At 60.8% G+C, this 17,097-nt stretch carries 17 protein-coding genes and 1 other RNA gene; 5 read left to right on the top strand and 13 right to left on the bottom strand.

Annotated features, from left to right (window positions below):
- Nucleotides 1-150: 150 nt before the first annotated feature.
- The 9 genes from HDF10_RS06670 to HDF10_RS06635 all read right to left on the bottom strand — a co-directional run bounded on the left by HDF10_RS06670 (nucleotide 151) and on the right by HDF10_RS06635 (nucleotide 9,434).
- Complete coding sequence (locus HDF10_RS06670) at nucleotides 151-747, bottom strand: hypothetical protein (RefSeq protein ID WP_183811826.1); 597 nt, start codon at nucleotides 745-747, stop codon at nucleotides 151-153.
- Between the two features lie 272 nt (nucleotides 748-1,019).
- A complete protein-coding gene (locus tag HDF10_RS20865; RefSeq protein WP_311732686.1) occupies nucleotides 1,020-2,306 on the bottom strand; it encodes a VWA domain-containing protein in 1,287 nt (428 codons plus the stop codon).
- A gap of 10 nt (nucleotides 2,307-2,316) precedes the next feature.
- Nucleotides 2,317-3,429, bottom strand: a complete 1,113-nt coding sequence (locus HDF10_RS06660; protein WP_183811825.1) for an RluA family pseudouridine synthase — start codon at nucleotides 3,427-3,429, stop codon at nucleotides 2,317-2,319.
- Nucleotides 3,419-4,168, bottom strand: coding sequence for a prolipoprotein diacylglyceryl transferase family protein (locus HDF10_RS06655; RefSeq protein WP_183811824.1), 750 nt, complete (start codon nucleotides 4,166-4,168; stop codon nucleotides 3,419-3,421). The genes HDF10_RS06660 and HDF10_RS06655 overlap by 11 nt, the downstream gene beginning before the upstream one ends.
- Nucleotides 4,169-4,370: 202 nt before the next feature.
- A non-coding RNA gene (ssrS, locus tag HDF10_RS21575) (6S RNA) lies at nucleotides 4,371-4,556 on the bottom strand.
- Nucleotides 4,557-4,626: 70 nt separating this feature from the next.
- Nucleotides 4,627-5,676: a TlpA disulfide reductase family protein gene (locus HDF10_RS06650; protein WP_183811823.1), complete on the bottom strand. Its 1,050-nt coding sequence runs from the start codon at nucleotides 5,674-5,676 to the stop codon at nucleotides 4,627-4,629.
- Between the two features lie 142 nt (nucleotides 5,677-5,818).
- Nucleotides 5,819-6,205 (bottom strand): cell division protein ZapA, encoded by a 387-nt coding sequence (locus tag HDF10_RS06645; RefSeq protein ID WP_183811822.1) that lies wholly within the window; start codon nucleotides 6,203-6,205, stop codon nucleotides 5,819-5,821.
- 19 nt (nucleotides 6,206-6,224) lie between these two features.
- The gene (locus HDF10_RS06640; RefSeq protein ID WP_183811821.1) at nucleotides 6,225-6,482 is read right to left on the bottom strand and encodes a hypothetical protein; all 258 of its coding nucleotides are present in this window, start codon (nucleotides 6,480-6,482) and stop codon (nucleotides 6,225-6,227) included.
- A gap of 456 nt (nucleotides 6,483-6,938) precedes the next feature.
- Entirely contained in the window at nucleotides 6,939-9,434 is a 2,496-nt protein-coding gene (locus HDF10_RS06635) for a phenylalanine--tRNA ligase subunit beta (protein WP_183811819.1), read from the bottom strand.
- Between the two features lie 269 nt (nucleotides 9,435-9,703).
- Between HDF10_RS06635 and HDF10_RS06630 the strand changes: the two genes are divergently transcribed.
- From HDF10_RS06630 to HDF10_RS06610, 5 genes are all read left to right on the top strand, one after another.
- Nucleotides 9,704-10,234 (top strand): PEP-CTERM sorting domain-containing protein, encoded by a 531-nt coding sequence (locus HDF10_RS06630; RefSeq protein ID WP_183811817.1) that lies wholly within the window; start codon nucleotides 9,704-9,706, stop codon nucleotides 10,232-10,234.
- Between the two features lie 170 nt (nucleotides 10,235-10,404).
- Nucleotides 10,405-10,899, top strand: a complete 495-nt coding sequence (locus HDF10_RS06625) for a nuclear transport factor 2 family protein (RefSeq protein WP_183811815.1) — start codon at nucleotides 10,405-10,407, stop codon at nucleotides 10,897-10,899.
- Nucleotides 10,896-11,894, top strand: a complete 999-nt coding sequence (locus HDF10_RS06620) for an alpha/beta hydrolase (protein ID WP_311732685.1) — start codon at nucleotides 10,896-10,898, stop codon at nucleotides 11,892-11,894. Before HDF10_RS06625 ends, HDF10_RS06620 begins: the two co-directional genes overlap by 4 nt.
- A gap of 163 nt (nucleotides 11,895-12,057) precedes the next feature.
- On the top strand, nucleotides 12,058-12,414 hold the full coding sequence (locus HDF10_RS06615; RefSeq protein ID WP_183811813.1) for a phage holin family protein: 357 nt from the start codon (nucleotides 12,058-12,060) through the stop codon (nucleotides 12,412-12,414).
- A 26-nt stretch (nucleotides 12,415-12,440) separates the two neighbouring features.
- Nucleotides 12,441-13,202 (top strand): bestrophin-like domain, encoded by a 762-nt coding sequence (locus HDF10_RS06610; RefSeq protein WP_183811811.1) that lies wholly within the window; start codon nucleotides 12,441-12,443, stop codon nucleotides 13,200-13,202.
- Nucleotides 13,203-13,733: 531 nt separating this feature from the next.
- On the opposite strand, the gene HDF10_RS06605 is transcribed toward HDF10_RS06610, so the two are convergent.
- The 4 genes from HDF10_RS06605 to HDF10_RS06590 all read right to left on the bottom strand — a co-directional run bounded on the left by HDF10_RS06605 (nucleotide 13,734) and on the right by HDF10_RS06590 (nucleotide 16,915).
- Nucleotides 13,734-15,197: an outer membrane beta-barrel protein gene (locus HDF10_RS06605; protein WP_183811809.1), complete on the bottom strand. Its 1,464-nt coding sequence runs from the start codon at nucleotides 15,195-15,197 to the stop codon at nucleotides 13,734-13,736.
- Nucleotides 15,198-15,408: 211 nt separating this feature from the next.
- Nucleotides 15,409-16,506: a phenylalanine--tRNA ligase subunit alpha gene (pheS, locus tag HDF10_RS06600; protein WP_183811807.1), complete on the bottom strand. Its 1,098-nt coding sequence runs from the start codon at nucleotides 16,504-16,506 to the stop codon at nucleotides 15,409-15,411.
- A gap of 9 nt (nucleotides 16,507-16,515) precedes the next feature.
- Nucleotides 16,516-16,731: a type II toxin-antitoxin system HicB family antitoxin gene (locus tag HDF10_RS06595; RefSeq protein WP_183811805.1), complete on the bottom strand. Its 216-nt coding sequence runs from the start codon at nucleotides 16,729-16,731 to the stop codon at nucleotides 16,516-16,518.
- A gap of 4 nt (nucleotides 16,732-16,735) precedes the next feature.
- Nucleotides 16,736-16,915 (bottom strand): type II toxin-antitoxin system HicA family toxin, encoded by a 180-nt coding sequence (locus HDF10_RS06590; RefSeq protein WP_221271529.1) that lies wholly within the window; start codon nucleotides 16,913-16,915, stop codon nucleotides 16,736-16,738.
- Nucleotides 16,916-17,097: the final 182 nt, after the last annotated feature.

The following is a 17,097-nucleotide window of genomic DNA, read 5'->3' as shown; positions in this document are numbered from 1 at the left end:
TGTCCTGCCGGACGGGCCCACTGCGCGTGGGGCGTTCACTTCGTGACTTGTATACCGGCTTCGCCCCAGGCCTCCCGATGGTCGGCACAAGATCTTTCTTCGCGACCAACGGGAGTGCCAACCGAAGGGGTAAACACGTCACGAAGTGACTTAGCGGCCTGGGGGCGCGGGGACCATTACGGCTCCAGGGTCGACCCTGGGGATGCCGAAGTGTCCACTGAGATGGACGAGGTCGAGTGGACGAAGCTCGCACGCGATCTGGATGACGCTCATATCGCGCGCAGAGCGGTTGATGACGGTGACTCCGGTGATGTCCGCGCCGGCGAAGTGGAGCCAGAGATCGGTGACAGTGTTGCGGGGCTGGGCGGTGTTGGCGGAGTTCTGGTTGGCGTTGACGAGATGCTTCCAGCCGGCGGCGTTGTAGGAGGCGATGATGGCGTCCATGGCCTCAGGGGTGTAGAAGGCCGGGCGGGGATAACGGTAGTTGTCGATCGAGATGCCGGTGAGGGCGGCGGGAGCGCGGTTGGCGTCGAGGCCGTTGGACTCGAGGAGATTCTGCGCGATCTGAATCATGCTGCGGTCGAAGCTGAAGGAGGTGTGGGTGGCGGGCTGGTCGGCGAGGTTCATGAGCGCGCCGTGGAGGTCGAGCGGCGGGGGCGGTGGACCGGCGGGTGGCGGGCCGGGTGGTTGCGCGATAGCCACTGCGGTAAAGAGGGCGAGAGTGAATAGGACGGGACGCAGTTTCATGGATGTCTCCCTGATTGATTGGACCCGGATTTCGGTGGGGAGTTCTCCCCGGTGCACTATTATTTGCTTGTTGGGGTGGGCGCGCAAGTCTTCCGGCTTTTTAGCTATTGCAGAACGGGCAACAGCAAAGACAAATGCGGGGGTCTCTCCACTGCGCAGCTCCCGATGAGACTGTGAGCTGCTTCGGTCGAGATGACGCACTTTTCGTGGAGAGAGTGAGATAGGACAAAGGCAACCGCGACGGCGACGGTTTGGGTCTGCGGTGAGAAGGCCTATTGGGGTGGGCGGGGGGAGAAGTAGCCCTTCTGGGCGCGGACCTTGAAGCGGGGGTCGTTGGCCTGGAGGTAGATAGTGCGGAAGGAGCCGTCCATGCGGAGATCGGCGGGGCGGTAGACGAGGTGGTACTGGCTGCGCAGCTCCTCTTCGATGTTGCGGAAACCGATGGCTACGTCTTCGAGCTTGGTGGGGTAGAAGGCCTGGCCGCCGGTGGCGTCGGAGATGGCTTTGAGGACGTCGTCGCCCTTGTCTTTGCTGGGGCTGATGTTGGTGCTGATGGTGTAGACGATGGTGTCGGCGCGCTGGCACATCTTGATGGCGTCGGATTCCTGGACGCGGGAGTAGTTGTCGTCGCCGTCGGAGACGAGGATGAGGGCGCGGCGGACGGCTCCGGTCTCTTGCAGCGGGAGCATCTGGTCTTTGCAGGTCTTGTAGAGGGCGTCGAAGAGGGCGGTACCGCCGCCGGGGCGGAGCTTGCGGATGCCCTGGTTGAGGAGATCGACGTTGTTGGTGAAGTCCTGGGCGACGTCGGTTTCGATGTCGAAGCCCTCGACGAAGGCGCGGTCGTTGAGGTGCAGGATCTGGAGGAGGAACTCAATGGCGGAGTCCTGCTCGAACTGAAAGCGCTGGCGGATGGAGCTTGAGGTGTCGAGCATGATGCCGACGCGCAGGGGGAGATTGGTTTGCTGGGTGAAGCGGAGGACGGCGGTGGGAGGACGGCCGTCGTCGAGGAGGCCGAAGTTTTCGCGCTTGAGGCCTGTGATGAACTTTCCGTGCTTGTCGGTAACGGTGAAGATGAGATTGACTTCGTTGACCTGAACCCTGAGGGTCTCGACGGGCTGGTCCTGGGGGGTGTCGGCAGCGGGTGGGGTGGCCTGACCTGGGGTCTGGGTTGGCGTTGTGGTTGCGGGGGTTTGGGTCGCGGGAGTCTGGGTTGCAGTCGCCGCGGGCTGGAGCGAAGAGGGGGGCGGCTGCGGACTCTGGGCTGCCGGGGTTGGTGTCGCTGACGCTGGCACCGATGTGGATGCGGGCGCTGGTGTGGATGAGGGTGCTGGTGTTGATGCGGGTGCTGGTGTGGTCGCAGACTGGGCGACTTCAGCGGAGGATGGGGCGGCGGAGTCGCTGGAGGAGACGAAGAGGCGGTGTAGCCAGTTGGGCCTTTGAGTCAGCGTAGTCTGCGCATGGAGAGACGGGGCGGCGAGGAGGAGGAGGAGCAGGGCGGATCGTAAAAACACGGGGAGTTTAACCCTTGAGGCGTGGTTCATTCGGTTGGGGGCGGTCACTCGGATGATTCTACTCAATTGTGGACGAATTGGTGCGAATTGCTTGCAAAAACGTCTCTAGTTCGACAGGGAGGGGTGCGGCGAGATCCATCGGTTTACCGGTCTGCGGGTGGGTGAAGGAGAGATGCGCGGCGTGGAGGAAGTTTCGCTCGAGGTTGAGGGCGGGGGCTAGGCCGGGGATGAGGTGCGGTGCTCCGTAGAGCGTGTCGCCGACGACGGGATGGCCGAGGGATTGGGCGTGGACGCGGATCTGGTGGGTGCGGCCGGTTTCGATGCGGACCTCGACCAAGGTGAACGGGACGTAGGGGGTGGCAAGACGTTCGAGGACGTGGAAGTGGGAGACGGCGGTGCGGCCATCGGCGCGGCGAGTGGTCATGCGGGTGCGGCGGATGAGGTCGCGGGCGATGGGGAGGTTGACGGTGGTGTCGTCTTTTTTGATGTGGCCGTGGAGGAGGGCTACGTAGGTTTTGGTGACCTGGCGGCGGGAGAACATGTCGCCTAACTTGCGGTGGGTGCTGTCGTCTTTGGCGACGAGGATGAGGCCGCTGGTGAGCTTGTCGAGGCGATGGACGATGCCCGGGCGGAGGTCGCCGCCGACGTCGGAGAGCTTGGCGAAGTGGAAGAGGAGAGCGTTGACGAGGGTGCCGCGGTTGCGGGCGTCGTCCGTGGTGCCGGCTCCGGCGTGGACCATCATGCCGGCGGGCTTGTTGATGACGGCGAGGTACTTGTCTTCGTGGAGGATATGGAGGGGGATGTCTTCGGGGACGGCGTGGAGGGGTGCGGGCTGGGGCGAGCCTTCGATCTCGATGGATTCACCGCCGTGGAGCTTTTGTTTGGGCTTGGCGGGGTTGCCGTCGACGCGGACCTGGCCAGCTTCGATGAGGAGCTGGACGCGGGCGCGGGAGATGTCGGGGAGGGCCTGGGCGAGGTAGAGATCGAGGCGGAGGTTGGCGGCGGCGGGGTCGGCGAGGAAGGTGCGGACTGCATCGGAGTCCTCGGCTTCGTCGAATTCGAGGACCGGGACGGGTGGCGCGGCAGTCTCTTCTACGCCGCGGGTGGCGCGGTACTCGGGTTTTACGGTGCGGCGGCGCTGGCCCTTGGGGAGCATGTTCTTAGACGGCATGGGTGACCAGCTTTCCTGGCAACAGTACGAGGACGACTGCTACAACGATCATACCGAGGGAGATCCATTGGATGGGGTCGAGCGCGGTGTAGAGGGTGCTGGTGGTGTAGGGGTAGGGCTGGCGGAAGAAGGTTAGAAGGAACTGGAGGGTGCCTGCGGAGGCCAGGGCCAGGGCGACGGTTTCTCCGGGTTGGCGGCGGTGTTTGAGTTGACGGAGGAGGAGCAGGGTGAGGATTGCGGCGATGATGGCGGCGTAGAGTGCGACGGCGTGGAGGCGGGTGTGGCTAGGCGGGATGCGGAGGCCCCAGGAGAGGGTGGTGGGGAGGCCGGCGTCGCTGCCTTCGGAGAAGTGGCCGAGGGCGAGGAAGGCCCAGATGAGCGAGGCGGGGGGACTCCAGGCGTCGAGGGTGTCGAGGAGCGGGAGGTTGCGGATGCGGAGATAGAGCAGGGTGGCGAGAAGAGTGAGGAGGATTCCGGTGGAGGTGAGGGAGGGTACGGTGAGTAGAAGGATGGGGTAGGCGAGGAAGTTGTGGAGATTGGTGGCGATCAGAAGGATGCGGGAGAGTGCGAAGGCGGAGAGGAGGGTGAAGAGGCCGGCGTTCCAGAGGCTGTCGGAGTTAAGACCGACGAGGGCGGCGGTGCGCAGGCTGAGAGAGAGCGCGGCCATGAGGCCAAGGGCGGCGAGGACGCCGAAGGTGGGGAGGAGGAGATGGCCGGAGTGGAGGAGGTAGGGGTGCACGTTCTGGGCGAACTCAAAGTTCTAATTCAGGAGGTGTTGCGAATACGGATTAGAAGAGCACGCAATGCAAGGACAACCGCAGATCCCTACGGGATGACAAACAAAAGGACAGGCAACGGCAGCGGCAATTACGACTGCTTGCAACCCCAAATAGTGGCTTCATTTTAAATGCGTACGTCTGGGACGGGTTTCAAGAGAAGAAGACCGACCCACTGGGCCGTACGTCGAAGCGCTGGTGAACCCGTCCTAAGACGGCGGGACCCTGCCGTGGCTCTTTAGGCGTTCCTGACTGGAGGACTGCACACCGAACCATGTCTACGAGCCAGGCCCCTGTTCAATGAATGTTGGTTCAACCAGCGTTGTTCGCGTACCTGCTTTGCAGGCCGGCGTTCTTAGTTTGGATGCTATCGGGATGTGGGGAGATTCGCAACTCGACGGCGTTGCTAAAGCACTTATCTCTAGTTTCCCGAATGGCTTGCGGTTTGTGGCTGCGGAGCCGATTTCGCGCGGGCGATGAGTTTTTTGAGTTTTCCCTCTACATCGGAGCCTGAGCCGAGCATCTCCGCAGTGAGGACGCCGTCTGAGTCGATGGTGAAGTAATGAGGGATGGATTCGACGCCGAATTCTCTGCTGAGAGAGTGATCGGCATCACGGTACTGGACCCAGGTCATCTCGTTCTTGTTGATGAAGTTCTTCCACTTGGTCTCGTCGGAGTCCCAGCTGACGCTGATGATAACCAAGGGCTGTCCGGCGAACTCTTTTGCTATCTTCTTGACGTGCGGAAGCTCCTCGTTGCATGGGCCGCACCATGTGGCCCAGAAGTCGATGAGGACGACGCGACCGCCCATGGCGTCGAGGTTGAACTTCGAACCGTCGAGCGCGGTGACCTCGAAGGCAGGGGCCATCTTGTGTAGGACGAGAGCTGGGTCGTCGGCAAAATGCTGGGCGCGAAGATAACTGGGGTCCTTCGGGCTGATGCAAGTGAGGCAGCCTTTGAACTGGTCGCGGGCCGCATCCATGTTGCCGAGATACGCGAGGATTTTGCCGTCGAGATAAAAGGCGCTGGCGTTTTGGGGATTGTCGACGAGAGCAGCCTTTAGCTCTACGTCTGCTGCGTGCATGAGTTCGGGTTTGTGTTTGTCACCGGCCTGGAGAAAGAGGGTGTAGCCGTGATTGACCTCGGCTCGGGACTTGAGCGCGGGCGTGGTTGCGGCGGACTCAAGCGAAGAGGCAGAGGAGACTGCATCCTTATACCTGCCAGTTTGGATCTGCAGGGCGAAGATTTCGTTGAGGGTATCGATGTCTTTTCCGTCTGCAATTTTGTTGGCTTTTTTGTAGGCGTCAAGCGCGAAGGAGAGCTGCCGGTGCTGCGCGAGTTGTTTGCCTTCGGTGATCGCAGATTGGAACTTTGGATTTGATTTGTAGTCTGCGGAGGGTTGTTCGCCCAGAACAGGCAGAGAGAGGAAGCTAACAAGGAGAATAGTGGCAGGAAGGATGCATCGGCGCATCGAAGGGCTCCGGAACGATGATGGTGGCGCACCGATCATTACAGGCCAAGGTCTTGCGCTCAAGTGAAAAATGCAAGAGGGGGTGCTGCCTGGGCCGGACCAGAGCTGGCTTTTCGAGCTCGCGAAGGATTCGACCTGGAGGCTAGCCGACTTTGCGGTCTTCTAGGAGTTCGTCGAGGAGGTGGGATAGGTTGCCGGCACGGGAGCGGACGGACTGCTGTGAGGATTGGAGGCTACCGGCTAGGTTGTCGCTGCGGTCGCGGGCGCAGCAGAGCTCGTCGGCGATGTTGAGGGCGGCGAGGACGGCTACGCGGAGTGAGTCGACGGTGTTGCCGTGGGCGGAGACGGCACGCATCTTGGCGTCGACCATGGCGGCGAGACGCTCGATGTAGACGGGGTCGGTGCCGCGGAGGTGATAGATCTGGTCATAGATTTCGACGGCGATGGACTGGCTCTGCGTGGGCTCGGCTGCGGGTGATTGCGTGGCCTGGGGGGCTTCGCGAGTCTGAGCTTCGAGAGTCTGGTTCATCGGGTCTCCTGGCGGTGGGTTAGAGGAGTTCGTCCATCTGCTGGAGCATCTTTTCGACGCGCTGGCGGACGGCTTCACGCTCTTTGGTGAGGGTGGTGAGCTCGGATTCGACCATGGTGGAGAGGGTTTGCTGCTCGGCTAACTGAGCGCGGAGGGTGGCTACTTCGGCTTCGGCGGTGGCGCGGGCTTCGCGTTCGCGCTTGACGACTTCTACGGCGCGGAGGACTTTTTGTTCGAGGGCCTGAAATTCATCGACGCTGATTGTGGAGGTGCTCATATTGATTTCAGTATAGACGGCGGAGACGAGGATATTTGCTGGGGAAAAACGGGGTGGAATCTATTTGGGTGCGGGTTTTTTGCGGATTATTTTCTGTTTGTGGTGGAGTGGCGGTTTTTCAGGGGGTTTTTGAGATTTTGGGTGGTTTTGATGTGGTGAATTTGTGGTGCGGTTGTGGTGATTTGTGTGGCTGAGTGTGGTTCTTTGCCGTCATGTTTTCGGGGGCGAAAAAAGTGACAGGGTTTTGGGATTTATTTTTTGGGTGCAGAGACTGTCCTGCCGGACGGGCGCCCTGCGCGGGCGGCGGTCACTTCGTGACTTGTATACCCCTTCGGTTGGCGCTCCCGTTGGTCGCAAGGAAAGATGATTCCGACCATCGGAGGACCACGCGAAGCTCTAAAAAGGCGTGCGAACTCCCGCTCCACGCGTAGTGGGCCCGTCCGGCAGGACAGTTGATCAGCTTGTTTTGGCGGGGCTCTCTGCGCCGTCGCGGATGGTGCCTCCGAGCGCGGTGAGGGCGGCTATGATGCGGGTCCACCAGTCGGTGAGCTCGTCTTCGCGGAGGGTGCGTTCGTTGGACTGGAAGACCGTGCGGAGGAGGAGCGAGTAGACGCCGGGGTACTTCTTCGCGTCGCGCCAGACTTCTATTGGTTTGAGGCTTTGCAGCTCGGAGATCGACAGCGCGTGGATGGCGTCGGAGACGGTTTGCCATTGGGTGGCGTCGGGAAAGACGAAGGAGAAATCGCGCTCGACGGCCTGGTAGCGGGAGAGATCGTGGGCGGTGATTTTTTTGAGGGGGAGCGCGTAGAGGGCGGCGAGGTCAAGCTGCGCGAGGTAGAGGGGCTGGCGGAGTTTGCGGGATTCTTTTTGCGTGTGGACTAGCTCGCCGAAGTGGGCGATGGGGTGGTTGTTCAACAGTGCTGTCGCGCTACGGCCTGGCTGGAGCCACGCTGGAGCGACCGCCGAGAAGGTAAGCGGCTGTACGGACGAGATACGGGGGTCTCTCCGCTCCGGCGGCAAAAACGCCGCCTCCGGTCGAGATGACGATTCTTTTGACGACGCTAGAACGTCGGGAGGAAAGGCGCCCCTTGCCGCCTCTGATCGAAATGACGGATTCTTTCCACTGTCTGGATTTTTTTGACTGTCCGCGTTCAGGTCGAAGAGGGAGAGGAGGGATTCGATGGCGCCCTTGAGTTCGAAGAAGGGAGCGTCGGCGGCGATTTGGAGTGGGGCCGTGGGTTGAGACGCGGCGGTGGTGAGGCCGAAGGAGAGCTGGGGGGACTCGTGGACGTCGGAGATGTAGTTGGCGTCGGCGCGGATGGTGGCGGTGAAGATTTGGCCCTGCTCGAAGAGGCGGACCTCGCGGACGTCGCGGTTGAGGTTGTGGGCGAGCATGGTGACCATGCCGGGGATGAGTGAGGGGCGGAGGAGGGAGGCCTCTTCGGAGAGGGGGTTCTCCATGGGGACGATTGCCGCTCCAATAGAAGACGGATCGCTGTCGCGATGGCCCACACGTGACGGTGAGGCTGTCACGTATGGGGCACTCGGATTTGAGGCACTTTGTCCGATTTGCGAAGAACCCACCCTTTGCGATGAGATTGCAAAGGATGGAGCACCCGGTTCATTGGCATCCGGTTCTTTAGCACCCGGATTTTGTGCTCGCGCGGTTGCGTAGAAGAGGTCGGAGTCTTGTTGAGAGGCGAAGGTGCTGGAGATGGATTCGCTGAAGCCGAGGGCGAGGAGGCGGGTGCGGACGGCGGTCTCTTTGGCTTGGTTGGGTTGGGTGAGGACTACGCCGGGTGCGGGGAGGGTGTTGGCGAAGCGGTTGTAGCCGTAGACGCGGGCGACTTCTTCGATGAGGTCGATCTCGCGCTCGAGGTCGAGACGCCAGCTTGGGAGTTTGGTGGAGTAGACGGCTTGATCGTCACGCAGACCGTGGAGGAGGAGCTCGCAGCCTAGCGAGGTGAGGTACTGGGCGACGATCTCGGAGGTGATGCCCTGGGGGTCGATGGTGGTGCCGAGGTGGCGCTGGACTTGTTTGACGGAGAGGTCGATGGGTGGACGATTTGCGGTGCGGGCGGCTACCTCGGGGTCGAGGAGGTCGATGAGTTCGCCTTCGGGTTTGCCTCCGTGCTCGAGGATGATTTGCGTGACGAGGGCGTTGGCGATGGGTGCGGCGTTGAAGTCTGCTCCGCGCTCGAAGCGGTGGGAGGCGTCGGTGTGGAGGCCGTGGCGGCGTGAGCTGCGGCGGACAGTGGCGGGATCGAACCATGCGGCTTCGACGAGGATGTTTTTTGTCTCGGGGGTGATCATGGAGTCCCAGCCGCCCATGACTCCGGCCAGCGCGAGGGCCTTCTTTTCGTCGGCTACTACGAGGTCGTCGGCTTCAAGGGTGCGGTCGGTGCCGTCGAGGAGTTTTAACTTTTCGCCTTTGTGTGCGAGGCGGACGACGATGCCTCCTTCGATCTGGTCGAGGTCGAAGGCGTGGGTGGGATGGCCCATGCCGAGGAGGACGAAGTTGGAGGCGTCGACGGCGTTCGAGATCTGTTTCTGACCGAGGAGGGTGAAGTAGGCGGCGACGTGGGCCGAGCTGGGGGCGATGGTGACGTTGCGGATGACCTGGGCGGTGAAACGGCCGCAGAGGCCTTTGGCTTCGGGGGCGATACGGACGGAGAAGGGTGCGTCGACGAGTGTGCCGATGGGGAGTTTGGGGTTGAGGTCGGCCAGCGGCAGGTTGTAGATGGTGGCGGCCTCGCGGGCGATGCCGTAGTGGTTCATGGCGTCGACGCGGTTGGTGGTGATGTCCATCTCGAAGAGGTGACCGTTGTTGGGACCGAGGGGGTGGACGCCTTCGACTGCGATGCCGCGGAGGGTCAGGTCGTCGGCTAACTGCCGATCATCAATGGGGAGTGCAGGGAGATAGTGGCGGAGCCAGGTGGTGAGGATATTCATGATGGACGGTTTCCAGTCTAAATGGTGGCAAACAGATGACTGGGGGTTTCCCCGGGGACAAGCGAGCGCGGGTCGAAGCGAAAGGATGATTACCGCACGGTGCTAGCTTGTGCGCAACGTGGTGCATGGTCAAATCTGCGATGGGTTAGAAAGAGAGCGAATCGTTGGGTTTGTGCTTAATCTCAATTGGCCCGTGTCGTGCAGATATTGTTAGCGCGGCCCCTGATCAGGATGCAGGAAAATCTATTTTGTGACCCCTGGAGGTTACGATGCGTTTTGCTGTTCGCTCGATCGCATTTCTCGCTCTCATGGTTGGACCCGCCATGGTCTCCCACGCCGACACGTACCAGTTTACATTTACGCCGTCAGCCGGCAGCAGTGCCGACTCTTTCAGCTTTCAGTTGCCTTCGTCACCAACTGCCATCTTCTCTACCACCAATTTTTTCCAACTTGGTACAAGCGTAACAGCGGACGGCTCGACCGGCGCGGGTGGTGTCTCATTCGGTAATACCGGCTTCCTTGAGATTTCCGCTCCAGGTCACCTCAACCTTCCATTTCAGGGCCCAACCCTCTTTACGGGGACCGACGCACATCCGACCTTCCTTCTTGGGGAATTCAGCTTAACTGAAACCAGGGTTGTGGTGGGTAATCTCGTGATTGTCCCAGGTGGCCCAGGCATCCTTGATATCACCGATCTAAGCTCGCCTTCTCCGACTCCGGAGCCTTCTACGCTGGTTCTTTTCGGAACGGGCTTGCTTGGGATGGCTGGAGCAGCACGGCGCAGGTTCTTTCGCGCATAGAACGATTGCCTTCTGGTGAAGCCCCTGCCTTCTGGCGGGGCTTTTCCTTTGCTGCAGCTAGAAAGATAGCGCTAAACCGAAAGAGGCGACGGGGCGGGATTTGGACGAACATTCCGTGTGCTGATTGCGTACTGCGGTGGGTGTTGCGATTTCAGGAGAGGTGGATGTTTATGAAGAGGCTTTCGGCTTTGCTTTCGCTCTTTTTGGTTTCGGGCGCGTTTGTTTTAGCTCATGCGCAGGCGGTTCAGTCTTTGGACAGCATGAAGAGCCAGGAGGAGTTGACGCGGGCGATTACGATGCTGGATAAAGAACTGTTCGACGCTTACAACACCTGCAACCTGGACATGCTGGGCACGCTAGTGACGGATGATCTGGAGTTCTATCACGACAAGACGGGGCTTGCGGTGGGGAAGCAGGTGTTTCTAGATGCGATCAAAAACAATATCTGCGGGAAGGTGACGCGGGAGCTGGTGCCGGGGACGCTGGAGGTGTATCCGCTGCATGGGTATGGAGCGGTGGAGATCGGGGTGCATCGCTTTCACCATCCTGGGACGCAGGATCATGGGGTGGTGGGTGAGGCGAAGTTTATTACCCTGTGGCAGTACAAGGATGGAGCGTGGAAAGTTTCGAGGGTGATCAGCTACGACCATCACGGGGCGAAGTGAGTGCGGAAGTTGTGGCGGAGGCGGGTGGGGTTTGTGGCGATGATGGCTGCGTGGTTCGGGGAGGATTTGTGATGCGGCGAGTTCTTTTGGGTTTGGGGATGGTGGTTTTCTGTGGCGTGGCGCTGGCGCAGTCTACGAGTTGGCCTGCAGGGCCGGAGCATGCGGTGGTGACGCTTTGGCCGCAGGGGGCGCCTGGGCCTAATACGACGACGGGGCCGGAGGCGGAGACTTCGACGGCGGCTAGTCCGATGATTGCGGGGAGATGGGTGGCGCGGGTGGGGAATGTTTCGGTGCCTACGCTGACGGTGTATGCGGCGAAGGGGGCGGGCAATGGGGCTGGGGTGGTGGTGCTTCCGGGGGGCGCGTACAAGATTCTGGCGATGGATCTCGAGGGGACCGAGGTCTGCGATTGGCTGACGGCGCGGGGAGTGGCGTGCTTTCTGCTGAAGTATCGGGTGCCGGGGACGGGGCCTTATCCGAAGTCGGACGAGGCGCTCGCGGATGCGCAGAGGGCGGTGGGGTTGGTGCGGGAGCATGCGGCAGAGTGGAAGGTGGATGCGAAGAAGATTGGGGTGCTGGGGTTTTCGGCGGGTGGGCATCTGGCGGCGGCGGTGAGTACGCACTATGAGAAGCGGCTCTACGCAAAGGTGGATGCGGCTGATGAGTTGAGTTGCAGGCCGGACTTTGCGGTGGTGGTATATCCGGGGTATCTGGCGGATGCGGAGAATGGGATGAAGTTCAGCGCGGATATTCCGGTGACGAAGGACACGCCGCCTACGTTTCTGGTGCAGGCGGAGGATGATCCGGTACACGTGGAGAATGCGGTGGAGTACTTTCTGGCGCTGAAGGGCGTGGGTGTTCCGGCGGAGCTGCATGTGTATGCCGAGGGCGGGCATGGATATGGACTGCGGCAGACGATGCTGCCGGTGACGGGGTGGCCGGATTTAGTGGATGTGTGGATGAAGACGATTGGAGTGACGCCGGTGGGGCGGTGAGTCTGCTCGCGCGCGACAGCCGGGGTTAGTTTCGGCTTTCGATAGAGTAATTTGTGGCGTGGGCGGGTGGCGTCGGATATGCTGGTCGCTACTCCGGTATCAACTTTACGCTGCACCTTTCGCTGGACATTTTTTGAACATCTTTTTTGGACGAGGATAGACGATGCTTCGCTTGCTTCTACATTGGGTTTTGAATGCCGTGGCGCTGCTGGTGGTGGCGCACTTTGTCCAGGGTTTCGACGTAAATAACTTTGTGTCGGCGCTGATTGCGGTGGTGGTGATTGGGTTGTTCAACGCAACGCTGGGATTGCTGCTGAAGATCATTACGCTGCCGCTGGGGATTCTCTCGTTTGGAATCTTTTTTCTGGTGATCAATGCGGTGATTCTGTGGTTCTCGAGCAAGTTTGTGCCGGGGTTTGCGGTGACGACGTTCAAGGCGGCGTTTCTCGGGGCGCTGGCGCTGGCAGTGCTGCATCTGCTGTTTGGTTTCTTCGGTGCGGCTATGAAGAGACGTTCGTAGGGAGGGACGATTCTGGAGAGTAGAGCGTGAGGAATCCTTTGGACTATCCTTTGCTGGTATTTGTAACTGCATTTGTTCTTTTGTGGTTCGCGGCGTGGATGGGTGGATGGATCAGCCAGCGGCGGCGTGATTTGACCGATGAGCTGCGGACCGACTTTGGCGTGGTGCTGGCCGCGACTCTGACGTTGCTGGGGCTGATTATCGGGTTCAGCTTTTCCATGGCGACGGGGCGCTACGACCAGCGCAAGACGTATGAAGAGGCCGAGGCGAATGCGATTGGGACTGAGTATGTGAGGGCGGATCTGCTACCGGCGGCGGAGGGTGCCGAGGTGCGGGCGCTGCTGAGGCAGTATACGGACCTGCGGATTCGGTTTTACAAGACGCGGGACCAGGGGGATCTTCGGCAGATCGATCTGGATACGGCGCGGTTGCAGGGGGAGCTTTGGGCGGCGGCTCGGAAGCCTGCGATGGCGCAGCCTTCGCCGGTGATTGCGCTGGCGGTGGGTGGGATGAATGATGTACTGAACTCGCAGGGGTATACGCAGGCTGCGTGGTGGAATCGGATTCCGGTGGCGGCGTGGTGCCTGATGTTTGCGATTGCGATTTTTTGTAATGGGCTGCTGGGGTATGGGGCTCGGCAGATGGAGCCGAGGCTGTTCATGGTGCTTCCGGTGGTGGTGGCGGTGGCGTTCTTTTTGATTGCGGATATTGATAGTCCGCGTGGTGGGGTGATTCGGGTGCATCCGCAGAATTTGGTTAGTTTGCGGGCTGGGCTGGGTGCGGAGTAGGTTGAATCGTTCAGGTCCGGGGAAGCAAGGGTTCGAGTGAGAAGGCAGCTGCAAAGCAGATCAGGATGACAGCATAGAGACTAAAGAACAGACAACGGCAACGCGCGAAGAGGGTGGGTTGAAAGGGACGAGCGGTCGGGGCGGTCAGGGTTCTTCGGGATCCTTCGCTGCGCTCAGGATGACGGCGTAACAACTTCACGACAACGACCACCGCAGATGCAACGGCAACAGCAACAACAACAACAACAACAACAACGGCAACGGCAACCGCAACCGCAACCGCAACCACAAGAACTGGCTAGGAAGAGGCGTTCCTTCCACCCATCGCGATGAAGCTGCGATGGATGGGGCACCCGATGATTTGTGTGGGTCTAGGCAACAGCAACTGCTGGAACGGCTATTTTAGGACGTTGATGCGCGTCTACCAGGGGTCGAGGCCAAGGAGTTGCGGCCAGTGGGGTTAGTTGGCCGGTCTCGTATTTGGTGCGCTCCCACTCGCGGGGGTCGCCGGGGAAGGCAAAGATCTGCGGTCTAGAAGTGGTAGGTGATGTCGCCGGCGGCGATGAACTGGGTCTTTTTGGTGCCCAGGTCGTAGGCGGGGAGGTTGTAGGAGTGCTCTAGGCGAATCTCGGGGCGGAAGAGGACGGTGCTGCCGATCCAGTGGCCGTAGCTGATGAGGTGCTCGGAGTATTTGGTGGTGTAGCCGGTGCGCTGGCCTTTGATGTCGTCGACGAACTCGTTGCGGATGGAGAGATAGTTTTTGTGATTGAACTCTTTTTCCGTGTAGTTGACGATGGCCACTTCGGGGGCGAAGCAGGTTCTTTCGCCGAAGGAACAGAAGGCTCCATTGGCGCCGATCTCGGGCTTGATGGGGTTGGCTACGTTGCCGGCGATGTTGGGCACGTCGCGCTGGTACATGTACCAGGTCTCGGTGTCGGTGTGCCAGGTGGCGTTGATCTTGTGGTACCAGGTCTCGTAGTAGCCCTGGAGGTTGTTGTAGGCGTACTTGCCTTTGTTGAAGGAGTTGGCGCAGGTGTAGAGGGCGTCTCCGCCTTTGTGCCAGGTGTAGTCGACGCAGGCGGTGCCGGTGGGGGTTGCGTCTTTGGTCCAGGGGGCTACGTCGTTGCCACCGGAGAAGCCGGCCTGGATGAGCCAGTGGTCGGAGAGCTTGATGGAGGCGACGATGCCGGTCTGGGTGTAGGGGTCGATGGTGTAGAGGAGGGAGTGGGAGTAGGTGTAGTTGTTGGGGGCAAGTTGGGCCTCGATGTCGGGTAGGGAGATGTAGCGGCCCATGCGGATGTTCATGCCCTTGGCGACGTGCGGGATGTAGAGGTCGAAGTAGAACATGACGGGGTCGTAGCCGTACTCGTGATTTTGAAGGAGGAGTTGCTGGGAGAGGATGCCCTTGGAGGTGGTGTAGCGATAGTCCTGCCCCCAGAGCTGGGCGAAGCGGAAGCCATAGTCGATGTGGTCGGTCTGGACGGTGTCGGGCAGGCGTTCGATGAAGAGGACCTGCTGGTCGGGCGTGATGCGATTGGGATTGTAGTAGTAAGCTGCGGGGGAGTTTGCGCCGTCGCCCTTGTTGGAGGTGCTGACGTTGAAGCCGCCGTTTAGCCAGCCGTAGATCTTTGTGCGGGTTCGATTCTGGTTGATGGCCTGCATGAGGGGGTAGGTCTGGGTGTCGGGCGCACCGAGGACGGGTGTTCCGCCTACGCTGTAGTCGCTGCTTGGGAAGGGCGTGGAGTCGAGCGGGGCTGGATAGCCGCGACGAACGGGGTCCGGGACTGCGGGCTGGGTTGGGTGCCAGTCTTCCTTGTACGCGTCGGTGAGGCCGGCGAGGAAGGGCTTTGGGGCGTCTGGAGTTGAGGCTGCGGGGGCTGCGGGGGCGGAAGCGTTGATATGATCCTGGATTTGATCCTGGGCTGTCGAAGGGGCGGCGGAGAGGACGATCAGGACGGCATTCAAAAATATGAGGCGGCGGGGGCGTTCGCGCATGGAGGGAACTGCCGCCTCCCATAAGCAGCAATCTTCTTATCTAAATTGTTATGGCGTAAAGATTTCGTTGGTTCGGCGTAAAGAACTCGTAAGGACGAGTGCTTCGGGTCCTGCCGGACAGGCCGCCTGCGCGGCGCGCGGTCACTTCGTGACTTGTTTACCTTGTCTGGGTGACGCGGGCTCTGCGGCCCTCGCGTTGCTCGGGATTGAGTTAGGCAAATTGCTCGAGGAAGCGCATGTCGCCGGAGTAGAAGTGGCCTATGTCGGAGACGCCGTGGAGCATCATGGCGATGCGCTCGACACCCATGCCGAAGGCGAAGCCGGTGATCTTTTCGGGGTTGTAGGCGTCGTCGGAGGGATTTATCTTTCGGCGCTCGGCAGTGACTGCGGCGAAGACGGCGGGGTCGACCATGCCGCAGCCGAGGAGCTCGATCCAGCCGGAGTGTTTGCACTTGCGACAGCCTTTGCCACCGCAGAAGATGCAGGAGATCTGGACGTCGGCGCTGGGTTCGGTGAAGGGGAAGAAGCTGGGGAAGAAGCGGGTTTTTACGTCGCTGCCGAAGAGGGCCTTCATGGCGTGGTCTAACGTTCCTTTTAGATCCGAGAACGTGATGTTGGTGTCGACGCAGAGGCCTTCGATCTGATGGAAGATCGGGGAGTGGGTGGCGTCGGCGGCGTCGTTGCGGTGGACCTTGCCGGGGATGACGATGCGGATGGGTGGGGCTTGCGCGATCATGGTGCGGATCTGGACAGGGCTGGTGTGGGTGCGCATGAGGAGGCGGTCGCGGCTGGGGCGGGATTGCTGGTTGGCGATGACTAGTGTGTCTTGTGTGTCGCGGGCTGGGTGGTTCTCGGGGAAGTTGAGGGCTTCGAAGTTGTAGAAGTCGGACTCGACCTGGGGGCCGAGGTTGGTGCTGTAGCCGAGATGATGGAAGACGGAGACGATCTCGTGCATGGTCTTGAGGAGGGGGTGGGGGATGCCGGGGGCGCGGAGGGTGCCGGGGAGGGTGATGTCGATTCCCTGCACTGCTGTGGTGGGTTTTGCGGCGGGGGCGTCGAGGGCGGCTTCGATCTGCTGCTTGAGCTGGTTGAAGCGGATGCCAAGGGCTTTTTTGGCTTCGGGTGGGGCGGATTTTAGCCAGGCTTCGGTGATGAGCTTGAGGCGGCCTTGTTTGCGGCCAAGCCAGTGGAGGCGGAAGGCTTCGGGGTCGGTTGTGTCCGTGGTGCGGGCCTCTTCGGCGAGGGTGGCGAAGGCGTTGTCGAGGGAGGCTTCGTCGTAGGACGGGAGTTGCGGTATGGGTTCGTTCATGAATTTTGATCAGGCGGAGATGGGCATTCGGGCTACGCGGGTGGTGGGTTCGGGAATGGGGTCGCCGTCGGCGCGGAGGCCTTCGATGTGGAAGACGATGCCCTCGCGGAGGAGCTGCTCGGTGGCTTCGTAGGTGGGGCCTGCGACGCCGAGACCGGGCAGGTCGGGGACGTAGGCGCTCCAGCCGGTGGCGGTCTGCTCGAAGATGACGGCGTACTCTTTCATAGCTTTATACCTGCCTGCTTGAAGATGCTTTTGCGGGTACCTTCGTCCATGTCTTCTGAGGGATGACCGCGATGGTGACTCTTCCCGGCTTGGTCGGGTGCTTGAACTGACGGTGGCTGCCGCGTTGGGCAACCTGATACCAGCCATCCTCGTGAATCAGCCTCAGAATATCCCGCGTCTTCATTAATTCTCTACGTCCTAAGTGTATCGCAGAGGACCAGGACGCAGCTGGTGCTGTACCGGATGGACGTGGCCATTCTGCGAAGTTGTCCGCGTGGATGACAGAGAAAAAGGACAAGCAAAGGCAAGAGCGGGGCTGGGGAAGGTTATACATTCCCACCCATCGCGATGAGACTGCGATGGATG

This window comes from Tunturiibacter empetritectus (genome assembly GCF_014201375.1).
GTDB lineage: Bacteria > Acidobacteriota > Terriglobia > Terriglobales > Acidobacteriaceae > Edaphobacter > Edaphobacter lichenicola_D.
Note: the sequence above shows the minus strand (reverse complement) of the source record. Positions and strands in the feature narration are given on the sequence as shown.

Coding starts and splice junctions, on each gene's coding strand:
- pheS (WP_183811807.1), bottom strand. CDS start 16,506: ATGAACGAACCCATACCGCAACTCCCGTCCTACGACGAAGCCTCCCTC.
- HDF10_RS06650 (WP_183811823.1), bottom strand. CDS start 5,676: ATGCGCCGATGCATCCTTCCTGCCACTATTCTCCTTGTTAGCTTCCTC.
- HDF10_RS06615 (WP_183811813.1), top strand. CDS start 12,058: ATGCTTCGCTTGCTTCTACATTGGGTTTTGAATGCCGTGGCGCTGCTG.
- HDF10_RS06645 (WP_183811822.1), bottom strand. CDS start 6,205: ATGAACCAGACTCTCGAAGCTCAGACTCGCGAAGCCCCCCAGGCCACG.
- HDF10_RS06590 (WP_221271529.1), bottom strand. CDS start 16,915: ATGAAGACGCGGGATATTCTGAGGCTGATTCACGAGGATGGCTGGTAT.
- HDF10_RS06640 (WP_183811821.1), bottom strand. CDS start 6,482: ATGAGCACCTCCACAATCAGCGTCGATGAATTTCAGGCCCTCGAACAA.
- HDF10_RS06605 (WP_183811809.1), bottom strand. CDS start 15,197: ATGCGCGAACGCCCCCGCCGCCTCATATTTTTGAATGCCGTCCTGATC.
- HDF10_RS06670 (WP_183811826.1), bottom strand. CDS start 747: ATGAAACTGCGTCCCGTCCTATTCACTCTCGCCCTCTTTACCGCAGTG.
- HDF10_RS06625 (WP_183811815.1), top strand. CDS start 10,405: ATGAAGAGGCTTTCGGCTTTGCTTTCGCTCTTTTTGGTTTCGGGCGCG.
- HDF10_RS06635 (WP_183811819.1), bottom strand. CDS start 9,434: ATGAATATCCTCACCACCTGGCTCCGCCACTATCTCCCTGCACTCCCC.
- HDF10_RS06630 (WP_183811817.1), top strand. CDS start 9,704: ATGCGTTTTGCTGTTCGCTCGATCGCATTTCTCGCTCTCATGGTTGGA.
- HDF10_RS06595 (WP_183811805.1), bottom strand. CDS start 16,731: ATGAAAGAGTACGCCGTCATCTTCGAGCAGACCGCCACCGGCTGGAGC.
- HDF10_RS06660 (WP_183811825.1), bottom strand. CDS start 3,429: ATGCCGTCTAAGAACATGCTCCCCAAGGGCCAGCGCCGCCGCACCGTA.